Here is a 22360-nt window from a genome sequence, read left to right as displayed (position 1 = left end):
GGCAAGGCGCCGAAGGTTTGTAAGCTCATTTCTGGATATTTACAAAAGGCAGTTCGGTCATCCGCAGGTTGGTACAGCCGTATGGGATAAGCTTTCTGCGTCGGGGGACCGAAATGGGTTCGGATGAATCCGGCAGGGGATTGCAGACGCCGTATTGCTCCCCCCACTTCACCTCGACGATTTTAGTGTACAGGGCGATAGGCGCGTGCTGAGGGCTGAAAGGCGTGCTGAAGTCGTCAATTTCTTCCAGCTCGAAATGGGTGCTGCAAAGGCCGTAGTTCCAGCGGGAAGTGGGCGTAATTTCATAATCGCAGTAGGGGAATTTGCGCTCTACGCCGTCTCTTACATACTCCCGCTTGTCCCACTGTTCGTGGATGGGCAGGGCGTACACCAGGGGGCCTCTGCGGACGCTGACCAGGTCGTTGGGGCGGGCGACGATCTCTGGGTCGGTGCGGATGGCCATCTCGATGAGATGAAAGCCCTTCCAGTTTCGGGTCAGGGTGTGATACCCATGCGTATGGTACCCGGTAAGCATAATATTTTCGCCGTTGATGTGCACTTCGTCGGCAAAGCTGGGGATGCGGATGAGAAAATCGAAGGTCACATTGTCCTGGGCCTCGATGGTAAAGGTGATCCGGTTGCGGAAGGGGTAATTGGTGTCGATTTCACAGGTGACGGGAACGCCGTTTACAGTGGTATGGAGCCGGGTCGGAGCGAAAACGGCGGCGGCGATACCGCTTGGCGTCCTCATAAAAGTGGAGAGGGCAAATTTTGGCCAGCCCTGCCCGAAGTTTGCGGTGCAGCAGCCGAAATTCGGCTCCAGGCCGAAAAGATGGGACTCTCCATTGTTGGTGCCGAAATGCACCTTATCCTCCGGAATAGGGGTACAGGCGATTTGATTCGTCATCTGATCGTACTGATGGCACCACATGTCGGGACTGACGGCGGCGGGGAGGGCGTTAAATGCAAGAATTTCCAGCTTGTCGGCCCATTCCCGGCTGCCGCTGATTTGCAAAAGCTGTTCGTAAGAGTACATGGCTTCCACGATGGAGCAAAGTTCGCTTCCCTGGATGGGGCTGGTGCCGGCGAGGCATTCGTCGCCGGTGAAATGGCCATAGGCAGTGCCGTGGTAGCGGGTGAGCAGGTTTACCATTTCCCGGGCGAAGCGGCTGGGGTCGCCACCCAGAATCCTTGTCATGAGAGCGTCTGATTTGAGGGCCATGGACATGTTGACAACATGAGTCAGATAGCTCCACTCTTTCTTGGGGGCTTCAAACCGCCAGTTGTGGAAGATTTTTTTATAATCGATACCCTGTTCATAAAGGGTGAAGGCCAGATCAATAAGCCATTCTTCCCGGGAACGCTCGAAAAGCCAATAGATGGGAATTAAGGCCTCAAACCACCGGGACGCTGCCCAGTTTTGAAGGGTGGTATGGCAAAGCTGCCCCTTGAACTGCCAAAGGGCTTTGCGGACGACATCCTCTATCCGTTTGTCGCCGGAGCAATCATAATAGACGGTGAGAACCTTGCAGACAAGAATCAGCGCCCACATATCGTAGGTTTCTCGCTCATCGTCTTTGCAGGGGCAGATCCATCCGTCGGGGCGCTGGCTTTCGATAATGGCGTTTACATACCGGTTCGCCCTGTCGATCATCTCCCGGTTGCCCAGCAGGTAGGCGAGGGGAATGAACCCATCCAGCCAGTAGGGAACCCGTTCCCATCCTTCCCGGTCGCCGCCGACCCATTTGCTGTCCCGGACGTCGGGCCAGACTTTGTCCAAGTTGCCTGCGAGGCCTTCCGCTTGGAGCTTCAATTGAGTGAGAAGCCAGCCGGAGGGTTTGAGCTCCTTGGGAGAAAACGAGGTGAGACGCAGAGCTTTGAGGGTGGTAGCCATAATAAAACCTCCTGAATTGCTATCGAATGATGGTTTCTGTACAGGTGACGATAAAGCCGCAGTTTTGATAAAGGGACAACGCCCTTTGATTCCAGTCTGCTACATGGAGGCTAATAGGACGGTCCCGCTGCTGCATTTCGGCGACGGCGGCCAGCAGAATGGCCCTGCCAAACCCCTGTCCCTGAAATGCAGGACTGACGAACAGGTCGTCTATTTCGTTTCCGCGGAGAGCGACGGAACCAATGATACATCCATTCCTAACGAGGAGGAAAATATCTTCTTTTGGTTCCTCTAGTTCTGCGGCGGAGGCATAAACTGCATAAGGCTTAACCCCCAGAGCTTTCCGCATAGGCAAAAACGCCTCATTGTAGAGGGAGATGTACTGCCCGGCAAAGGAATCGTCAAACCGCTGGAGAAGCAGACTGCTTTGCACAGGGCCGCCCTGGTATTCCATGGCGCAGGCCGTAAATTCCATAAAAAATCCTCCTAATCCTGATCCAGCAAAGAAGTATCGATAACTTCGCTGCAAACGCCCGGTATTTGGAGCTCAGCGAAATACCGCTCTTCCAGGGGAATCCACCGCTCGTTGAACATCCGGAGAGTTTCTTTTCCGTTGCGGGCAAGAATGCGGCTTTGCTGAATCTCCGGCGAAACGGTGAGGAAGACGCTTTGCCCGTAATACCTGCGAAGGGCGGGGTGCATGGAATAGGCTCCTTCTACCACTGACAGGGGCCGAGGGGCCACTTGTATGGACGAGCCAAAACTTCCGTCTTTGCAGCAAAAAGGCTGGTAGGAAAATGGCTGGCCGGAGCAAATAGGAATGAGCACCTCGGAAAAAAAGCGTTCGTAGTGGACGTTTCCGCCGGGAGCGGAGAGCCGATCCTCTGTGCGCAGGTCAAAGGGAAGGAAAAAATCGTCCATATGAAAGACGTTGCAGGGAAAGAATGCCCTCAGCAGTGCCGCCAGAGAGGTTTTTCCGGATGCACAGCGTCCGTCGATGGCGAAAATCGGTTTTTCGCCCGCTTCCAGCAGATTTTGCGCCTCCTGGAGCACAGGGAAAAACACGGCGAAAGGGAGTTCCACTACCCGGTAATGGGGGGCGTGCCGTTCCCGAAAGGATTCGCTGTGATGGATTGGGCGGATGCCTCCCGCCAGATAGTCCTTTATGACTGAGGCCGCTTGCCTGCCGTTAAGCGGCAACTGGCTATTTTGAACCATTTGATCCAGCAGCAAGAGCTTTTCCCGAAAACTGCTATCACTTCCCCGAGGTGTTTGGGCGCTAAGAACAAAGGCGCGGGCTGCCAAGGGCAGGTCACTTTTCCGGAGCGCACCCAGATTCAGGCGGCAAAGACCGTTTCCAATATCATCAAAAAGGGGAGTGTGGGGAAAATGGCCTATATTGTCCCACTCCTCGGTCAGAAAAGAGAGGACATCTGCTCCATCGGGGCAGAGATGCCCGCAGCCGAACTCATTTTGATAAAGTAGTTTGATGTAATCGAGAGCCTCCGCGTCCGGATTCGTTTCCCCGAACCGGCGAAGGATTTGTCTGATGTCGTTCATCGGCGTTACCTCACGCCGAAATAAACTGATTGTGCTTTTCGCTGTATTTATAGCCAATGGAAGAAAGCTTTTCCTCTATTTGTGCCTGGTTGAGGGCCAAACTTTTGCAGAGGTCGTCCAGACCGGTATAAAAATCCCTCAGCTGGGTGTTGAGGTAACTCATCAAAATAACAGGATCATTGGGAATTGCCATAATTTTTCTCCTTTTTCACATATTCCTGCAAAGAACTGCATTTGTTGTATGGAGGACAGCTGCGCCTAAAATCGGAAAGCTGCTCGACGCGCTTACATAAATATTATAGCAGGTAAAGAATCCAATTGCAAAGAAATCCGGCAAAGCAGCCGACTGGCTTCTCACACTTCAGTGGCCTTGAAAATATAATACAGAAGGTTATTGTGAAAAAAGCGTCCAATAGCCTCATTTTATCGAAAAAGGGGATGAGATTTTGTATCAGGGTTCTATGCAAGAAATCATGGAACGTTACAAACAGGAACTGTACAATTATCACCAGAGGAGCAGAACTCCTGAAGCAGAGCAAGTGTCGGCTTCCGCTGACAGGCCGTCCGTTTTGGAGGCCAGCGCGGAAACTATGCCGACAGTCGCCGCCGTGTCAGCATCTGCCGCCAAAGAAGTAAAAACGGCTTCGGTTTCGCCAGAGCAGCCGGAGACATTGGAGACCGGTGCGGAGGCTAAGCCAGAGGCAGTCGCTGTGTCAGCGCCGATGTCAGAGCCTTCCTATCGGGAAGCTGATGCCGTAGTTCCAGAAAACCCGGTAAACTTTCGGGGAGAGCCTTTAGAGATAGCCCCCAGCCTGGTCCTTCCCAGTGTGGGTGCCCCTGTAGAGAAGGAAGAAGAACCGCCTAAGGCGCCGGACGAATATGAAATTTTTAAATCGGAAAATTCTGGTACCGGTACCCTTAAGGTACAAGTTTACATCGCAAAAGGCGCTATTCCGCTGCAAGATGCCGCCGTTTATGTAACGAAGGAGTTTAACGGCAGCCCCCGCGTCTTTTTCTCGGGGACAACCGACGCTGACGGCATCGTCGCCGGTATTCAACTTCCAGCTCCCCCCCGACAGGAATCCCAGCAACCGGAAGAAGTGCCTCCATATGCCACTTACAATATTTATGTAGACGCTGCGGGCTACCGGCCCGAGGAGTTTAAGGGAGTGCCAATTTTTGACGGCGTGCAGTCCATCCAGCCGGTCAACATGACTCCCGCAAATGGAGCGGATCTTCCAGCTGAGGTAACTGTTGAGGAAGAGCCAGATTTGTAAGGGGAAGGAGCTTTTCAATGCCTGAACTGCCAATTATACCGGAATACATCACCGTTCATCTGGGCAGGCCGGATGATGCCAGCGCTCGAAATATCACCATCCCCTTTGTGGAATACATCAAAAACGTGGCCTCCAGTGAAATTTATCCTACCTGGCCGGAGAGCGCCATCCGGGCAAATGTCTACGCTCAGATTACCTATGCGCTGAACCGCATCTACACCGAGTATTACCGAAGCCGGGGATACGATTTTGACATCACGAATTCCACCCAATACGATCAGTATTTCGTGGAGGGACGGGACATTTTTCAGAACATCAGTGAGATCGTCGACGACATTTTCAATGACTACGTGGTCAGACAAGGACAGGTGCAGCCGTATTTCACTCAATACTGTAACGGCACTACCGTCACCTGCGACGGCCTGTCCCAGTGGGGGACGGTGGATCTGGCCCGGGATGGGATGACCCCCTACGAAATTTTGCAGCATTACTATGGGGACGACATCGATATCGTCTTCAACGCCCCTATTGCCGCAAACATCCCATCTTACCCTGGAATCCCCCTGCGGCGAGGCATGATCGAGGAACCCATCCGCACCATTCAGCGGCAGCTGAACCGCATTGGGCAGAACTACCCCTCTATCCCGCGAATTTCCGAGCTGGACGGTATCTTCGATCTAGAAACCGAGGAAGCAGTCAAACAATTTCAGCGGATTTTTAACCTGACGCCGGACGGCATTGTGGGGAAGGCGACCTGGTACAAAATCAAGGGGATCTATAATGGGGTGACAGGCCTCAACGAGCTTTACTCCGAGGGATTAGCTCTGGAAGATGTGGACCGCATCTTCCAAACCGTCCTGAAAGAAGGGGATACCGGGCCACAGATTCGGCTTTTACAGTATTTTCTAGCCGTTATTGGGTATTTTGACAGCGATATCCCCATTGTTGCAGTAGACGGGATATTTGGCCCCGAAACCCGGGACGTAATCATGACGTTTCAAAATAAATATGGCATTCCTGTGGACGGTATCGTGGGGCGGAGAACCTGGGATACCATTAGAAACACCTACCAGAACACGATAAATGCTCTTCCACCGGAATTTCAACCGGTCCGGAATCAAATTTACCCCGGTTATTTCCTGGCTCTGGGGGAACAAAGTTCCTATGTGACAACGATGCAGCAATATCTGCGGGCCATTGCCGAAAACGATCCGGCGATTCCCACAGTAGAAGTTACGGGTACTTACGATCAGGCGACGGAAAACGCTGTCCGCCGTTTGCAGGAGCAAAACGGACTTCCCGCCAACGGGGTCATCGGGCCGCTGACGTGGGAACTGATTGTCAACCGCTTTCGCGCCCTCAGCTAAACATCAACTCCCTGGTAAAACAAACCGGGGAGTTTTCTTGTCTAAAAATAATTTTAATGTTAAACTGACAATGTGTTGCTTTTTTAAATGCTGCGGGGTATTCTCATTGAAAGCGGGGGAGAAACAGATGACGGAGCGCTCAAAAATGGATGAAATCATCAGCCGGTACGCCGACATGGTTTACCGCATCGCCCTGAACAATATGAAAACGCGTCACGACGCCGACGATGTGTTCCAAGAGGTGTTTTTGCGCTGTGTAAAATGCGGACGCAAAAAAGGGGATTTTGAAAGTGAAGAACACTTAAAAGCCTGGCTCATCCGGGTGACTATCAACTGTTGTAACAAATTTTGGTCCTCGGGCTGGCGGCGGCATGTAGTATTTGGGGAGGAGCCTTCAAAGCTCTTTGAGTTTCCGGAAGAAAACGGCATACACGAGGCGATGACCTCTCTTCCGCCAAAATACCGCAACGTCCTGCACCTGTTTTATTTTGAGGACATGGCAGTCAAGGACATTGCCGAAGTTTTGAAAGTCAAAGAACCGGCAGTGCGGATGCAGCTGACGAGAGGGCGGGCAATGCTCAGGGAAAAATTGAAAGGGGAGATGCTGGAATGACAGGGACAGAACGAATTTCTCATATGAAGGAACAAATGCGCCCCAGTGAAGAACTGGTGGCCCGGGTACGGGAGCAGGTTAGCGTTGAGCCATCTGTTTCGCCGGCCAAACTAGCCTGGATTCCCCGGGCCGCTGTTGTCTGCGCCGCAGCTCTCATTGTTGCAGGGGCTTGGGCCCTGCCGCGGATCAATCCCGGCTTGAACAGCGGTATCGACATAAACGGCCCATCTTCCGGCGGCGCTGTAACCTCCGGCTTCTCAGAAACTGGAGCAGATATAGAGGAAAACAACGCCTCCCAAATACAAAATGGCATTTATATTCCTCAAATAGTGCTGGAGGAGCCGGAGCCTGGAGTTGCTGTCGATATGGTGGGGCTCATCGTCTACCGGGGGAGCATCTACACTTGGACCAACAACCTGACCCTTTCAAACGCACAGGAACAGGCTCTGCGGGGCGAATATCTGGGACGGACCAAGGGGAACATCGACGAATGGTCAAAGCAGGATGACTACTCCAAGGAGCTTGCCTCTTCTATCGGCAAAGAGGACGTTTATACCGTCTGCGGCTACGACCGGGACTTCCGCATTATGACAAGTGACGGACAGGGAAATGTGGGAATCTATGAGCGTTTAAATGACATTTGGCTTGAGTCGGGGAACGATCTGTTCGGCAGGATGAAGCTGAAAGGAAATCTGGAAGCTTTTTGCTGGCAGCCTCTCAGTGAATGGGACAGCGGGGTGGAAAACCGATATGACCCCGGCCTTTCAGAAGAAGTTGTCAACGCCTTTATAGACGGGCTGTATGATGCGGTGTATATGGAAAAGGCCGACTGGCGCCAATTGGAGCCGAAACCCTGTTATCTAACCCTCAAGGACGGTACCGAGATTCGCCTGATGCTGCTGAAAGGCGGTTATGTGAAGTATCTGGGAATGGGCGGCAACGGGGTCTTTCGGATGGAGGAATCCGTCTTTAATGAAGTGTATGAGGACGCCTTGATTTGACAGTCCTATTCATTAGATTCATCTTATAGAAAAAAGCAGTGCACATGCACTGCTTTTTTGTTACAGAAAGAATATCATTTTTGCTGTGCTGGAAACATCCGCTTGAATTCCTTGGGAGGTTTTGCTGTAAAGCAAAGTTCCTGTCCGGTTACAGGGTGGATAAGCTTCAACTCGATGGCGTGCAGTCCCAGTCGGCGCATTGGACTCCCAGAGCCGCCATACTTTTTGTCCCCAGCCACCGGATGTCCCAGGTCTTTCATATGGACGCGGATCTGGTTTTTGCGGCCGGTGTCGATTTTTACATCCAAGAGGGCGTACTCTTCGCTGGATTTTAGGATTTGATAGTGGGTTATGGCCTCTTTTCCACTGCCGTCACTGCTGGAGTAAACAAGGTGGGTGGAGGTTTCCAGAAGAAAAGAGCGGACGGTGCCGGAAGGCTTTTCCGGGACACCCTCGACTACAGCCAGGTACCGCCGCAGCTTGACGATTTGCTCCCAGTTGTCCTGGAAGGAGTGCTTTGATTCCTCAGTTTTGGCAAACATCAGTACGCCGGAGGTATCCTTATCGAGACGATGAATGATAAAAATGCGGTTTTGCTTATTTTTTTCCTTTACATAGTCGGTGACCATGTGGTAAGCGGTGAGGTTTTTTTCTTTTTCGGTGGCTATAGACAAAAGCCCCGCCGGTTTGTCGATAACAATAATTTCGTCGTCTTCATAGAGAAGATCAAAGGGGAGAGAAGGCTCGGCTTTCGCCCGGATGGGGGCGATAGAAACCGTTTGTCCGGGCCGCAGGGGATGGTCGAATTGGGTTACCGTTTTGCCGTCGACCTGGACCAGCCTTTTGGACAACAGATTTTTTATATTGTTGCGGGACTTACCCTTAACCTGTTCCAGCAAAAAGGGAAGCAAAGTGTCCTTGTGTTCCGCTACGAAAGAAAGTGGGCGGGAGGGCTTTTTTGCGCCGTGATTTTGTTTTTTCATGGAGAGTTCTCCTTTTCGATGCTTTTGCATACTTCATCATACCACAAATCGACAGTAAAGTCACTGCATTTTCGGTCTAACTCACTCCAGTGGGCAGTTTTTATAAAAATACTGCGGCGGAAAGTGGTGAGATTTCACGAAAATAAAAGAAAATCTCCTTATTTCGCTGGTATTCTTGATAAAAATGTGCTATAATCATAATTGTAACCAACGTGTAGTTTGCTTCGCGGAACGTAAGTCCAGTTGTTGCAGGCTAGACGTTTTTATTTTCGTCGGAGGAAAAGGCAGGTGAGGAAAAAGGCAATGGCCGGAATAGAAGAAAGGGAGTTTTGTTTTCCCGACTGCATCCATCTGTCACAGCGGTATCGGTGCGATATCCTGCGGGTGGCACAGTGCGTAGGGGAAGGATGCGCCTTTCGGCAGAGTGAAACGGAGTACCGGCTGGCCTATGAACGCTGGCAGAAGGCTATCAGCGCCTTGAGCTGCGAACAGCGGGGAAAAATCGTTTCCAAATACTATGGCGGCAAAATGCCGCATGTCATGCAGGAGAAAAAGTGATGAATTATCAGATCAACGATACCATTTTATACGGCTCCCAAGGAGTCTGCAAAATTACCGGAACGGTTCAGAAGGATTTTGGTGGCTCCGTTATGGATTACTACACTTTAAAGCCGGTATACAGTGAGAATTCTGTCATTTACGTACCGATGCACAATGAGGCGCTGCTCCGGAAAATGCGGCGGGTGCTGTCCTCTGAGGAAATCTATGACCTGATCCAGGCTATGCCTCGAGAAGAAGTCTTCTGGATCGAGGATGAGAACAAACGCAAGGAGGCCTGCCGGGAGATTCTGTCTCGAGGCGACCGAACAGAACTTATCCGGGCTATCAAGGCGCTCTACCTTCACCAACAGGAACTTCAGGAAAAGGGAAGGAAGCTCCATGTGGCCGATGAGCGCTTTTTAAGAGATGCGGAAAAGATGCTTTATGACGAGTTCGCGCTGGTGTTAAACATCCGTGAGGAAGAAGTACTTCCGTTTATTATGGAGCAGATCGCAGTCGGAGAAAAACAGTCGGTTCAATGAGCCGACCGCATTTAAAAAAATTAAAGTTCAGTACGGATACAGGATGTCGGCTCCATCATCGGATACGACGCAATAAAACCGGATAGAAGCCTTAAACGGCCTTCCATCCGGTTTTTCCTGTTTGAGAGGGATATTTTTAAGCTTTATGCCGGATCAGTCGTTATCCAGCAGCGATTTATAGAATTCAGCGTAATCGCGGCGATTTTGAGTGGTAAAATCAATAGCTTCCCGAGGGTGACGGTTTAACTGGCCGGTAAACATGTATTGAAGGTCATATCCCCAGACCACGCCATCTTCTTTTAGGGGCAACATATATTTTTCAATAAAATACAGCAGATTGTAGAGATTGTATTTTGGGTTTTTGAGAAAGCCCAGTAAAAGCTCCATAGCACAGTTGCCGGCGCCCCGTCCCATTCCTTGTATCGTCGCATCCAGGTAAGAAACGCCATAGGACAGGGTTTCGATGGTATTGGCAAACGCCAAATTCTGGTTGTTATGGGCGTGAAAGCCCACCTTTTTCCCCATTTTTTCTGCTGCGGCGATATAGGTTTGCGCCAAAGCCGATGCATTTTCGGGATAGAGAGAGCCATAGCTGTCCACCAGGTAGATGACATCTACATTGCATTGACACAGCATTTCCAGCGCTTGTTCCACTTGATCGGAGTTTGCCTGGGAAATGGCCATGATGTTGCAGGTAGTTTCATACCCCAGCGTGTGAAAATGCTCGATCATTTCAATTGCAGCGGGGATTTGATGGATATAGCAGGCCACTCGCACCATGTCGATGACGCTTTCGTTTTTGGGAAGAAAGTCGGTTTTAAAATCGCATCTTCCCACGTCAGCCATGACGGCGATCTTCATATCCGAAATGTTGTCGCCGACAATGGCCCGCAAGTCCTCCTCGTTGCAGAATTTCCACTTGCCGTAGTCGCTTTCCCGGAAAAGGTTTTTGCTGGCTTTATATCCAAATTCCATATAATCCACGCCGCTTTTAATGTTTACCTTATAAAGCTCGGTGACAAATTCGTCTGTAAATTCGAAGTTGTTGCAGAGACCGCCGTCTCTGATGGTTGCGTCAAGAACTTTAATATCGTTTCTGACACCCATTAAATTTCCTTTTCTTGCTTCCATTCGATCATCTCCAATTGCAAATTGAACTTTAGGACTTTAAAGCGAATTACTGAATGTATTATAACACCGATGAATCAGTTTGTCAAAGGGTTATGGCAAAAAAATCGCTGGAAAAATGTAACGGAAGAGGAACAAGGCGGCAAAAAGGCAAGCTGGCTTCGATGCGATGATTCAGGAACCTGAAAAATATCCTCCTCTTGATACTTTCGTGCAGTTGGCAGATCCGCATCTTTGTTGTATCAAAAAGAGTTTTCATCTCAAGCATATAGCCAAACTTTTTTCTGAAATTCCCGTCCGTTTTGGGGAAATCAATCACAAAAAGGCTGTACGGCGCATTGCCGCACAGCCTTTTTCATGTATCGATTGTTATACAGGATTATTCGCTGAAATACCGGTAGGTGCCTTCAAAGCGGAAAGTCTCGCCGCCTTTGAACACCCTGGAAACGTCTCGGAACAGGTGGAAATAGGCCTTGGCATAAGATTCGTTAAAGGCGGCGTAATTATTGCTGCCGTTTAGATACTCTCTGGAGCCGATACCCACAGTGGGATCAATGCTCACTTGACAGTTGTAGCTGCCCCGTTTACAGATAAAGCTTGCACAAGTCTTATCGCCACAGTTATTAGAGGCGTTGGTGGGATTCCACTTGGTATTGGCGGCGTCGACATATTTGATGCCGTCGCTAGCCCATGGGTTGGGGAGCTGCAGGCCGTAATAAGTCTTCATTCTGCAGTCTTCCAAAATAGTGATTTCATTGGACACATGGAAGGTGTCGCCGTCAAAAACCATGCGGTAATTTTCTCTCAGAATTGGCCGGCCGCCGCCGCCTTTGATTTTGGTGTTGTTGCCCTGGATGTCGTTGACCCACTCAAAGGCGATTTCATCGGCGTAGCCTGAAAAACCTTCGGAAACTTCCGTGCCGTCGGCAAATACCTTGAGGGAAACCATTTCAGCGGTGGGGGAATCCTTTGGGTCGGGGCTGACGGTACCCGCGTTGCTGTAGTTGTGGTTGCCGCCCGTGAAGCTATAGGTGTCGCCGTCCGCTGTCGGATTGTTCACCGCGGAAACCACGTAAGGCCCAAAGCAGTCGGTACTGCTGCTCATCAAGTTCCATCCGCCGTCCTTGATGGCGTCCTCACCGTTGAGTCCGATGCTGACAATGTTTACTTTCTTAAACTCAAACAAACTGTTAGGGCCTTTTGGGCCTAGGTTGTAAAGGATGTTTTCGGCATCGCTGAACTTGGCCACAAGATTGATTTCTCCGTTCTGGTAAGAGAGGTAACTCTTCTGCTGAACGACGGGAGCAGTACCTTCCTCCGTTTTGGGGAAGGCAGCGGTAAAAATGATGCGGTTTCCGGCGTGGCTGCTGTCCAGCGTGCCGTTTGTCACTGATTCGGCACCGGATACACTGGGTTTAAACGCGGTAAACTTGGCGTAATCGTTGGCCTTGAGTGTGACTTTCAGGGAATACTGTTTGCCGGCTTCGAAAGCGCCGGTAACTTCTTTATCTCCCTCCAGCCACTCGTAAGAACTGATGACATAATCATCTCCGTCCGCCTTGATGGTGGATGGGGCTTTGCCGGCTTCCGGCGCCTCAGCGGTGATCTGCGCCGCCGAAACGGTAACCACCTGAGAGGGTGAGGGAGGATCCGGCTCTAAAATCGACTTGACTGCGAACACCGCCGTGGGCACCGCAAGGATTACTGCTGCGGTCACGGCAATGGCTGTCAGCCTTTTTTTCCATTGGCTCATTCTTTTGCCTCCTGACATTTCGTTGATGGAAAATAGGACAGTAGGGGAAGGGGAATATTCCTTCCCCCAAGCCCGCAACATTCAAAACCGGGCTTCTATTTGACCCATGCGCCGCTTGCGTCCACGCGATAGCCGCCTACGGCAGTGTCAGCGGCCATTTTTCCGCTGTCATAGAAGTAGTAACACTTGTTTCCGATCCAGTTCCAGCCGGTTGCCATCTGGCCGCTGCTGTTCAGATAGTACCAGGCGCCGCCCTGCTGGAGCCAGCCGGTCATCATAGCTCCGTTGCCTCTGAAATAGTACCAGCTGCCGTTTATCTTGACCCAACTGCTGTTTGCCATTCCGCCCCAGTCGAAGAGATAGTACCAAGTGCTGCCTTCCTGGAGCCAGCCGGTCTGCATGGCGCCGCTGGATTTGAGATAATACCAGGTATTGCCCAACTTGAGCCAGCCGGTTGCCATCCTTCCGTTGTCGCGGAGGTAGTACCAGGTGTTATCCACCTTGACCCAGCCAGTTGCCATTGCGCCGTTATCCTGGAGATAGTACCAGTGTCCGCCGTCTTTGAACCAGCCGGTTTCCATAATGCCGTCGGAGTTAAAGTAGTACTGTACCGAGTTAATGGACTTCCAGCCAATGACCGGTTTGTTGTCTTCCACATACTGCCAGTTTCCGTCGGAAAGCTGTTTCCACACGCCTACGACCACGTCGGGTTTGACGGTTGTGCCGCCCCAGCCGCCTGTGGAGCCGCCACCGGAGGGAACATCCTTTTCGGTCACGGTCAGGGTGCAGGAATTGGAAATGGTATGCGTGCTGTTGCTCTGATCTGTTACGTCTACATAGTATATGCCGCCGTCGGAGAGGGAAGCGGAAGCAATGGTGTAGGAAGCGCTGACAGCGCCCACGATCGCCTTACCATTTTTGTACCACTGATAGCTGAGAGTTCCGTTATTGTTGGAGACTGCTGTGACAGCAAAAGTCACCCGATCCCCAGTTTTAGCTGTTCTGCTGCTGTTTAAATCAGTGGTAATAGTGGGAGCGTTGGGCTCTGCGGGAACCTCTACCGTGATGACGCAGACGTTGGAAGCTGCCGTCGCTGTCGCGCCGTTTAAGGTGTTTGTCACGATAACTTTGTAGCTTCCTTCGTCGGACTTCTGGATGGAATCCATGGTGTAAGCAGCGCTGGTAGCACCATGGATGGCCTGATCATTCTTATACCACTGATAGGAGAGTGTTCCGCCGTCGCTGACAGAAGCCGCCACCGTCAAGGTGATTTTATCGCCCGCTTTGGCCTGTTTGCTGCTGCTCAGATTGGTTGTAAAAGTGGGGGCCATGGGCTCTGCTTCAGTAGGAGTTTCCGGTGTTGTCACGTTGAGGCCCTTGCTCATCAGAGAGGCTTCAGCGCTGTGATTTTCTTTGATGCGCTGATAGAAGGTGTAGCTGGTTTCAGGGGTGAGGCCTGTAAACACCGGATCGATGGTCCAGCTGCTGCCGTCTTTGCTGTATTCGTAGCCATTTACAGCTTTGAGGCTCACCCAGGTGCTGTAGGTGTCTGCCGCTGTGGGAGCGGCGGGGGTGTTCCGGTTAGACGCCTTGAGGGTGCCTTTCATCAGCTTTTCGGTGCTTTCCAGCATGCGGGCATTCTGCTCGTCAGTACCGCTTTGGGCGTCCAGACTGTAGGCACGGAACACATATTTGCCCTGGAAGCTGTCTTTCACCGCCGCATCTAAGTAGTCGAGATATTTGTCATAGCCTTGGCTCATATCCAGCGCCATTCCAAGGCCGTTTTCCTTGGCGATTTTTGCTGCTGCCGCCAGGTTCGAGCTGCCCGCCCGGCAAATCGCCGCGTCGATGCCGTGATCTTTCCAGCCTGCGATGCCGGAAGCATTGTAATCGCCGATCCAGAACGCTTTGAGAGATTTTCCGTGGATCTTCGCGGTGAGGGCGTCAGCGCTTGATAGTTCAGATTCGATCAGGATACCTACAAGTTCCAGTTTGCCGTAAGAACCTGATTCAAAGGCGCTTACTGCACTGTCGATGGAAGCGGCGTCTTTTGCGCCCAACACAATTTTCACTGTGCTGTTTGTCTTCTGGTTTAAGTCGGTGAGGGTTTTTCCGTAATTGGAAGCCTCTCCGACTATGGCTGCTCCGTCGAAGCCCTGATTCAGTACACTGCCTGCGTTTTGGAAGTCAGCAGTATCGAGAATCCCAAGATTTTTGATTCCGCCTGTTGCTTCCCCGGGAATCAGGTAGTTCTTTGCTTCGGTCGACGGCGTGGGGGGAGTCACGTCCGGCTTAACCGGCGTCGCATCTCCAAACACCTCGATTTCGTCCATTAGGGCCAGCCCGCTCTCCGAATAAAGGTAAACCATCACGTAACGGGCTTTTACCGGCGTTCCCAGGAAGGTTTGCAGCTTGTAGGTTTCAGCGGAAGAGGAGATGGATTTTCCGTTATAGACCGTGGTCCATTTTTCTCCGTCCTGGGACACGATAAACTGTACGTTTTTCGGCAGTGCCGCGATCCCGGACTTGGTCAGGAAGTTCGCCGAAATCTTGCTGACTTTGTAGCAATCTCCCAGATCGATCTTCACAGATTTTGTTCCATTTCCTTTGGAAGCGGTGAAGGAGAAGCCGGTCCAGGCTTTGTCCTCAGAACCGCCTACAGCGTATTTTCCGTCGGTGAGCTGTTTGTTCACGTCAGGATACTGGGTGTTGGATTCGGAATTAACGTAGCTTTTGCCCTTAGAGAGATTGACAAATCCCTGGCTCACCAGGTCGATGGGATCGGCAGCTCCGGTGGTGTTTCCTTTGCCGTTGATTTCGATTTCGCCGATTCCCATATAGTCGCTAGTTTGCTGGAAGACGAGCTTCACATAACGGGCGCGGAAGATTTCCGGCACGGTATAAGTCAGCTTAGCGGTGTTTCCAGATGAGGCCGGTACTGCCTCGTCATAGAGCTTGATCCAGTTGATGGTTTCGTCATTTCTCTGGTTGCTCACAAAGACCTGCATGTTGCCGGGCAGACCTACTTTGTTTGCAGCGTCCTGCGCGAAATCAGCAGTGATCTCATGGATGGCCTTTTCAGTCCCCAAGTCAAACTCCACAGACACATTCATGCTGCCGCTGCCTTTTTTCCAGCTGACCCACTGGGATTTGTTTTGGCCGGTAGAATCCACAACGCCATCAGTCAGCAGGGAACCGGTTGTGTCCGGCCAAGCCGCTTTGTCGGCCTCGGGGAAGGTAGCGGAGGGATTATCCGGGTCGGAAGCGTAGAGGTAATACGCTTTGCCCTTGGCCTGGTTTGCAAGGGTATTAGGGTCAGGGTCAGGCTCCAGTTCCTTGCCGCCTTCGCCCCAAATCTGAATCTCGTCCATAAAGAGCATCAGGCCGGTTTTCAAGGTAACCTGGACAAAACGTCCGCGGATTCCCTCTTCAGGAGCACGGTAAGTAAGCCAATCTTTGCCCAGGGTGTTGGTATCCTCGTAGACAGTCTGCCAGCGGACTCCGTCGTTGGAGACCTGGACGGTATAGCCTTGAGCAGTTGTAATGCCGTCAGCATTACCGGTATAAATATGAGCTTTGATTGCAGAGAAGGTCGCAACTTCTCCAAAGTCAAACCGGTGGGTGACAGCCTGTGCGTTCAGGTATCCGGTCCATTCCGCATTGAGATAATTCTCCAAACTGCCGATGACTACTCCATTAGTCAGTTCGTAATTATTATCTGGATTTCTCGGATAATACGATTCGTTCCCCGACGCGAAGGTAGTGGTATATGGGCGGCCGAGGGCGATATTTTCTCCGCTTGGAGGAGGAACCGGGGCAACTTCTTTCAAAATGCCGTCGGCATCAGTGCCGTCCGCTGCCCGAAATGCTTCGATTTCATCCAGGAACAGCCAGGAAGAACCGGGCGTGAGAGAAAAACGGATGTCGGTTGCCTCAAAGCTCTCTCCTTCTTCCGCGACGAAGACAAAGCGTTTGTTTACACCGAGAGAACCTTGTGTGGGTGCGTCGCAGATAATGTGCCAATCGTCTTCAGGGCCGTTTCTGATTTCAATCTTTGTATTCGACTGCAGCAGAATGCCGTTGGCATCGGGAGAAAGTGCCCCAATATTGATTTGCTGGAAAGCTTGAGGAGTATCGCCGATGTGGAAAGTGATATCTACAGGTTGAACGGGTCTACGCGAGTGATAACCAATACTGTTGGCATCGCTCCAACCGTTGGCATAGAGGCCGTCAGTCAATTTGCTTCTCTCAACATCAGGATGGTCGTCATTAAAGTCACCAAGGCCGGCATTTGCACCGCCGTCCCGCAGAGAAGTGGTATATTTGATGCCCTTGAGTATATTGCGATTTTCAGATACTGTGACCGCACAGGGGACGCTGGTTGACGAAGCGGTTACACCGTTTAAGGTGTTGGTAACAACAACCTTGTAGGTTCCGGCATCATCCTGCTGCGCCTTTGCAATCGTCAATGTACTGCTGTTTTCCCCGACAGCAGTACCACCTTTATACCACTGGTAGGAGAGGGTGCCGCCGTCGCTGACGCTCGCCTCTACCGACAAAGTAAAGGGCATACCAACGGCCGCTTCCATACTATCCGGAAGATCCTTGGTTAAAGCGGGTTTTTCCGCCGGATCAGGCTGCCCCTCAGGAACAGTCATCGTACCGTCAGACGCCGCTGCGGACACTTTGTCGTAAGCCTTGATTTCATCTAGGGAAATCCAGCCGCTGTTGGGCCCAAAGTAGACATTGAACCGCAGATAACGAGCGATTATTTTTTCTCCGTTGTCTGTACGGTAGGTAAAGGTTCGGCTGGTTTGTTCGGTGTTGTCCATAGCGCCGTCAAATACTGTCAGCCAGGTTTTGTCAGCCTCGGTGTCGTTGGAAACCTGAATCTGTATCCGAGAGGGACGGACGATGCCGTGGAATCCAGAGACAACTCCCACATAAACCTCCTGGAACGTCTTAGAACTGCCCAAATCGAAGGTAAAGTCCGCAAACTCGCGGTTACCCACTGATTTGTGGTAGTTCTGGTTGACGTAAATGCCATCGGTCAACTTCACGCCGTCATCATCGCCCACATAGTTGCCTTGAGGGCCACCTTCGGCATTGGGATCGCCGATAGAGAGGGAAGTCGTATACTTTTTGCCGAAGAGGACGTTGTCTGGATCCGCATCAGCAAGACTTGTAATATATTCCCTTGGTTTATATGTACCGTTGATAAGCTGATAGATGTTGTCGTAAAACTCACGTATAACAGGAATGCGGGAATCCGAAATATCTGAGATCGCGCCGCCGCCCTCATACCAGTTGCGGTAGTAGTTCGGGCCGTCGAAACCGTATTCTACGGCGCCATTCAGGTAATCGAGCCCCTGATTATATTTGTCGACATCGGTGGTCAGCCTTCCATCGAATTCCATCTCCACGCCGAGACCGGCATAAGCACCGATTTGGGCAGTGGTGCCAATAATTTTGGTTCCGCCGGCGCCGAAGGTGTTATCGTTGGGGTCGGCAAAGAAGTGGTTGGGCTGAAGCGTAATTGCGTCAAATCCCAAATCGGCATTCCAGAAGTAGCCGACCGAGCTGAAATAGGGAATCCAATAGAACTTGTACCCCATTTTGTGGACCTGCTCGGAAGCGTACTGAATCCGGGGGATGCCGCTGGGATACTCATTGACCCAGTAGAATCCCAGAAAATCGATATAATCATAATTCCCATTTTGAATGTAATCCTGAACCTGACCAATATACCAGTCAATGGCGTACTTCCAGTCAGCGTCTACACTCAGGTTCAGGTTCCGTCCGCCCAAGCTGCCAAAATTGATGGCTTTAGAGGGAGGGTAGGGGATCATTACGGTTAAGTTGATTTTGTAGTCGGGATCGCTGAGGTCTTCCGATGCCTTCCGAGCCGCTTCATTTAAATAAGCGATGTCAGAAGTTTCCCCTACAAAGGTCTTTTCCAGATACCAGATCCAGCCGTCAGCGGTCATCTGGTCGTTTTCAGTAGCAAAAGCCTGACCGGAAGTTCCGGGGGCGTCCAGACCTAGGAACATGGCGGCATCGAACATGGTGTCGAGGGAATTGCCGCTTTCATCTACATAGGTGAGATAAGGTTTGAAACGGTCTACGGACCATGCTCTGTGGCCATAGCCATTGTAGCAGAGCACCATGTCGTGGATATTGCCGGTGGAAGCGTCAGCGCGCTGAATCTCACCGTCTTCCAGCATAGTGGTATTGGTGACGGGCAGAGCCTGGGAATGGGCGCCATCATAGCCCATTACGGTGACTTCGTCCATAAAGTTCCAGGAAAATTTTTCCAAGTCAAAGCGGACGTATTTAGCAAGAACGATAGAATTTTCGTTCCCCGTCAAATCAACAGCTACGCCGTTTTCGCCGTCTACGTGCCAGCCGTAAGTCTGGATGCCGGTGGCATAGGTGTTGATGTTGTTCAGGCGGGACAAAGGCATCCAGTTTTCTCCGTCCATCGAGGCGAAAGTGCGGATACTCCGAGGCTGAAAAACATCTTTAGATGCTTCGGAAAGGAAATTGGCCTTGATCTGTGTGATACTCTTGACTCCTTCCAGATCAATGATGACCGAGCGCAGCGGCCAGCGGTCGTATACTTTTCCGCTCATGGAGCCGCCGTAGGAGCATGCGCTCCAGGCAGGGTCGTCGAAAGCTTGGCTCCCCAAGACACCGTCGGTCAATTCAGCTCCGTTGGTGTCGGGGTAGGAGACGTTTTCCTCTCTCCGGATGGTGTAAGGCTTCCCCAGAGAGAGGTTTACAATCTCAGTGGGATCGGAAGGGGGAGTAAGCTCTCCGTCCAAAGCACCGGCGGCCGCCTCTTCCAACACCTCAAATTCATTGAAGACGTTAAATGCAAGACCGCCTCCAGGCTCGAAATAAAAGCGAATCTTGCTGCCTGTTATGGCATTCTCTCCGCTACATCCAAGAACATAGGTTTTCAGAGAGCCGTAGGGAAGATTTCGAGCGTCACAAACCACTTCCCAAGAACCGTTCATGTACACTTCGATCTTCATCTGAGAAAACACATTAATCTTCTGTTGGAACGATTGTGTCGTAGCCGAAGTGATTTTGACTTGACGGAAAGTCTTGTCTTCCCTCAAGTCAAATTCCAAGTAGCCAGGTTTATTGAATCCAACTACCTGTGCGCCGTCCTCTACATAATCGTTCGGATCATAGATTCCGTCAGTCAGCCAGCCCTTAATTGCAGGTTTGATTCCAGGTCCCTGCCCATAGATAAATTGTTCATCTGGAATGTTGGTTGTCCATTCCAGCCCTGCCAATAGATTTTGTCCGTCGGCATAAGTGTCCAGCTGTTCGTCGATAGCAGCGGGTTCGATTGGTATTTCATCTGCCGCAACCAACAATTGAGCCGGAAGCGCCGTTGCCGCAACAGCCGCAGCTGCAAGTACCGACAACAGCCGTATCCCGGCTCGTTTTTGTAAACTCATAAATGCCTCCTCCTGTCCAACATAAAATTATGTATTTTAGAAATATTAAAAATATTTCTTTTACCGAGGATATTTTAGTAAAACTTGTTTATAAATAACAAAAATACATTAAGAATCTATACGAATATAGTCAAATTCTATCTATACATTATACATAATATATAGAAGGCATAAAATGGGTTTATTATGATATAGATGTTTTATTTTTACTTATAGCAAATTCTAACAAGTAAAGAGCAATAAAATGTTAAATCCGCTGTTTTATTCTATTTTTAACGTTTTGTAAACATAAATATAAAGATATGGTATTTTCAGCCGTTTTTGTTATGATAAATGTATGCTTTTTATGAATTAAAAAAACTGGAGGGCTGAAATACGGACCAGAAAATTGAACTGACCAATATGTGTATGGTATACGACAGGAGAAATGATTCAGTTATCGTTCAGGAACGAGTTTTGAATTGGACAGGAATATCATTTCCTGGCGGGCACGTAGAAACTGGCGAGAGCTTTATGCAATCCGCCATTCGGGAAGTCAAAGAGGAAACAGGTCTCACCGTGACTGATTTAAAACCTTGTGGAATCGTTCATTGGGATCATTTGGATACCGGAGATAAGTATTTGGTATTTTTGTACCGGACAGAAGATTACACAGGAGAGATGATATCAAAAACCAACGAGGGAAAAGTGTATTGGATGAAATTGGACGCTCTGATGAAGACTGATCCCAAAAAACTTTCGCCGAATTTTCATGAGTATCTCAAACTGTTTTTGACTGATCGCTATGTGGAATGGCATACACCTTGGGAGGATAACGACAAAACCTACACAGCAGATATCTGGTAATTAAAGCTCATATTCGTTTGACACGGATATGAGCTTATTACATATATGTATGATGAAAGAGCTTGCATTTATATGGAGAATGTGGTATACTAAATTTAGCCCCCTAGTTCGCAAAATATCTATTTTGCGAACTAGGGGAGGAAAAACAGCGGATTTTTACATCTCCTCTACATCCCATTCTGTAAAGAGCCGGAAGCAAACCGTCAAATGGTATTTTCAACCGTTTTTGTAATGATAAATGTATCCTGGAAGGCTGAAATACGGACTATAAAATTGAACTAACTTATAGATGATTTATAAGGAAGGAGTTTTTCAAATGTCTTATACCACTAATGATTATTCCGATTGTTCTCCAGTGCTGCGAGAGTTTTTATTTTATATGCTGACCATCAAAGGCCGTTCTGCTCTTACGGTCGATAATTACTATATGGATTTGCGAACCTTCTTCCGATTTATCAAGCAGTATAAAAATATTGCGTCCAAAGAGATTTCCTTTGAAGAAATTGATATTTCCGATGTGGACATTGATTTAATTGCGTCGATATCCCTTTCGGACGTCTATGAGTTTCTGAATTTCATAAGCCGTGAACGTCATAACAGTGCTCGGACACGTTCCCGAAAGATTTGCGCTATACGAATGTTCTTTAAATATTTAACCCATAACGTAAAGCTTTTGGAAAACAACCCTGTGGAATATCTGGAGCTTCCTTCTACACCGAAATCGCTGCCCAAACACCTCACATTGGAACAAAGTTTTGACTTATTAAGTTCCTTTGATAAGGAAAGTCCTTTTTACGCCCGTGATTACTGTATTGTCACCCTGTTTTTGAATTGCGGAATGCGGCTTTCTGAGTTGACAGGGCTCAATTTAAGCAGTGTAAATGGAAATACTTTACAGGTAATCGGCAAAGGAAATAAAGAACGGCAGCTTTATTTAAATGATGCTTGCGTGAGGGCGCTGGATGATTATCTGGAAACACGCTCTAAAATGAACCCGATTGTGGAAAAAGAGGCGCTTTTTTTGAATCACCACGGACGAAGATTGGGGCAAAGGTGGGTTCAAAAGGTTGTAACGAATCTGCTCGACAAAGCAGGACTTTCCGGCATGGGACTGTCCGTCCACAAACTCCGGCACACCGCTGCTACACTGATGTATCAATATGGAGAGGTGGATATTCGCGTTTTGCAGGAAATTCTCGGGCATTCCAACCTGAACACCACTCAAATCTACACCCATGTAGCCAGTAAGCAGAAGGAATCAGCGATTGAGAGCAATCCCCTTTCTAAATTCAAGAATAAGAAGTAGTTCCTGTTTTTCTGATAAATATTGATAGGTCACAAAAATCGGCCCTGCAGGCTTATTGCTGCAAGGGCCGATTTTTGT

Annotated in this window: 16 protein-coding genes; 8 read left to right on the top strand and 8 right to left on the bottom strand. The window is 49.9% G+C overall.

The window, feature by feature from the left end; all coding sequences use genetic code 11:
* Window positions 1-25 precede the first annotated feature (25 nt).
* Genes H8710_RS05415 through H8710_RS05400 form a run of 4 tightly spaced genes read right to left on the bottom strand, consistent with a single transcriptional unit; the run spans window position 26 to window position 3647 of the window.
* Window positions 26-1894, bottom strand: a complete 1869-nt coding sequence (locus H8710_RS05415; RefSeq protein WP_249294397.1) for a beta-L-arabinofuranosidase domain-containing protein — start codon at window positions 1892-1894, stop codon at window positions 26-28.
* Window positions 1895-1913: 19 nt separating this feature from the next.
* On the bottom strand, window positions 1914-2369 hold the full coding sequence (locus H8710_RS05410) for a GNAT family N-acetyltransferase (RefSeq protein WP_249294396.1): 456 nt from the start codon (window positions 2367-2369) through the stop codon (window positions 1914-1916).
* 11 nt (window positions 2370-2380) lie between these two features.
* Window positions 2381-3454, bottom strand: coding sequence for a uridine kinase family protein (locus tag H8710_RS05405; RefSeq protein ID WP_249294395.1), 1074 nt, complete (start codon window positions 3452-3454; stop codon window positions 2381-2383).
* 10 nt (window positions 3455-3464) lie between these two features.
* Entirely contained in the window at window positions 3465-3647 is a 183-nt protein-coding gene (locus H8710_RS05400) for a DUF4250 domain-containing protein (protein ID WP_249294394.1), read from the bottom strand.
* A gap of 253 nt (window positions 3648-3900) precedes the next feature.
* On the opposite strand from H8710_RS05400, the gene H8710_RS05395 reads away from it, so the two are divergent.
* From H8710_RS05395 to H8710_RS05380, 4 genes are all read left to right on the top strand, one after another.
* Window positions 3901-4731: a carboxypeptidase-like regulatory domain-containing protein gene (locus H8710_RS05395; protein ID WP_249294393.1), complete on the top strand. Its 831-nt coding sequence runs from the start codon at window positions 3901-3903 to the stop codon at window positions 4729-4731.
* Between the two features lie 17 nt (window positions 4732-4748).
* Window positions 4749-6098, top strand: a complete 1350-nt coding sequence (locus H8710_RS05390) for a peptidoglycan-binding protein (RefSeq protein WP_249294392.1) — start codon at window positions 4749-4751, stop codon at window positions 6096-6098.
* A gap of 127 nt (window positions 6099-6225) precedes the next feature.
* Entirely contained in the window at window positions 6226-6711 is a 486-nt protein-coding gene (locus tag H8710_RS05385; RefSeq protein WP_249294391.1) for an RNA polymerase sigma factor, read from the top strand.
* Complete coding sequence (locus H8710_RS05380; protein WP_249294390.1) at window positions 6708-7712, top strand: hypothetical protein; 1005 nt, start codon at window positions 6708-6710, stop codon at window positions 7710-7712. The genes H8710_RS05385 and H8710_RS05380 overlap by 4 nt, the downstream gene beginning before the upstream one ends.
* A gap of 74 nt (window positions 7713-7786) precedes the next feature.
* Here the strand turns inward: H8710_RS05380 and H8710_RS05375 are convergent, their stop codons facing one another.
* Window positions 7787-8695: an RluA family pseudouridine synthase gene (locus tag H8710_RS05375; RefSeq protein WP_249294389.1), complete on the bottom strand. Its 909-nt coding sequence runs from the start codon at window positions 8693-8695 to the stop codon at window positions 7787-7789.
* Between the two features lie 303 nt (window positions 8696-8998).
* Here H8710_RS05375 and H8710_RS05370 point away from each other — a divergent pair, with 303 nt between their 5' ends.
* Together H8710_RS05370 and H8710_RS05365 are read left to right on the top strand one after the other, a co-directional pair.
* The gene (locus H8710_RS05370; RefSeq protein ID WP_249294388.1) at window positions 8999-9253 is read left to right on the top strand and encodes a hypothetical protein; all 255 of its coding nucleotides are present in this window, start codon (window positions 8999-9001) and stop codon (window positions 9251-9253) included.
* The gene (locus H8710_RS05365) at window positions 9253-9777 is read left to right on the top strand and encodes a CarD family transcriptional regulator (protein WP_249294387.1); all 525 of its coding nucleotides are present in this window, start codon (window positions 9253-9255) and stop codon (window positions 9775-9777) included. Before H8710_RS05370 ends, H8710_RS05365 begins: the two co-directional genes overlap by 1 nt.
* A gap of 153 nt (window positions 9778-9930) precedes the next feature.
* Here H8710_RS05365 and H8710_RS05360 read toward each other — a convergent pair whose 3' ends face one another.
* The 3 genes from H8710_RS05360 to H8710_RS05350 form a co-directional block, all read right to left on the bottom strand.
* Window positions 9931-10884, bottom strand: coding sequence for an aldolase catalytic domain-containing protein (locus tag H8710_RS05360; protein ID WP_249294386.1), 954 nt, complete (start codon window positions 10882-10884; stop codon window positions 9931-9933).
* 400 nt (window positions 10885-11284) lie between these two features.
* Window positions 11285-12658, bottom strand: a complete 1374-nt coding sequence (locus tag H8710_RS05355) for a hypothetical protein (RefSeq protein ID WP_249294385.1) — start codon at window positions 12656-12658, stop codon at window positions 11285-11287.
* 95 nt (window positions 12659-12753) lie between these two features.
* Window positions 12754-20130 carry a DUF4855 domain-containing protein gene (locus H8710_RS05350; protein ID WP_249294384.1) on the bottom strand — a complete coding sequence of 2459 codons (7377 nt, stop codon included), beginning with the start codon at window positions 20128-20130 and terminating at the stop codon, window positions 12754-12756.
* A 408-nt stretch (window positions 20131-20538) separates the two neighbouring features.
* On the opposite strand from H8710_RS05350, the gene H8710_RS05345 reads away from it, so the two are divergent.
* Together H8710_RS05345 and H8710_RS05340 are read left to right on the top strand one after the other, a co-directional pair.
* On the top strand, window positions 20539-20976 hold the full coding sequence (locus tag H8710_RS05345) for an 8-oxo-dGTP diphosphatase (protein ID WP_249294383.1): 438 nt from the start codon (window positions 20539-20541) through the stop codon (window positions 20974-20976).
* Between the two features lie 316 nt (window positions 20977-21292).
* A complete protein-coding gene (locus tag H8710_RS05340; protein WP_249294382.1) occupies window positions 21293-22282 on the top strand; it encodes a tyrosine recombinase XerC in 990 nt (329 codons plus the stop codon).
* Window positions 22283-22360 lie beyond the last annotated feature (78 nt).

Source organism: Fumia xinanensis, from assembly GCF_014384905.1.
Classification (GTDB): domain Bacteria; phylum Bacillota; class Clostridia; order Oscillospirales; family Ruminococcaceae; genus Fumia; species Fumia xinanensis.
This window is presented reverse-complemented; position numbering and strand designations above follow the sequence as displayed.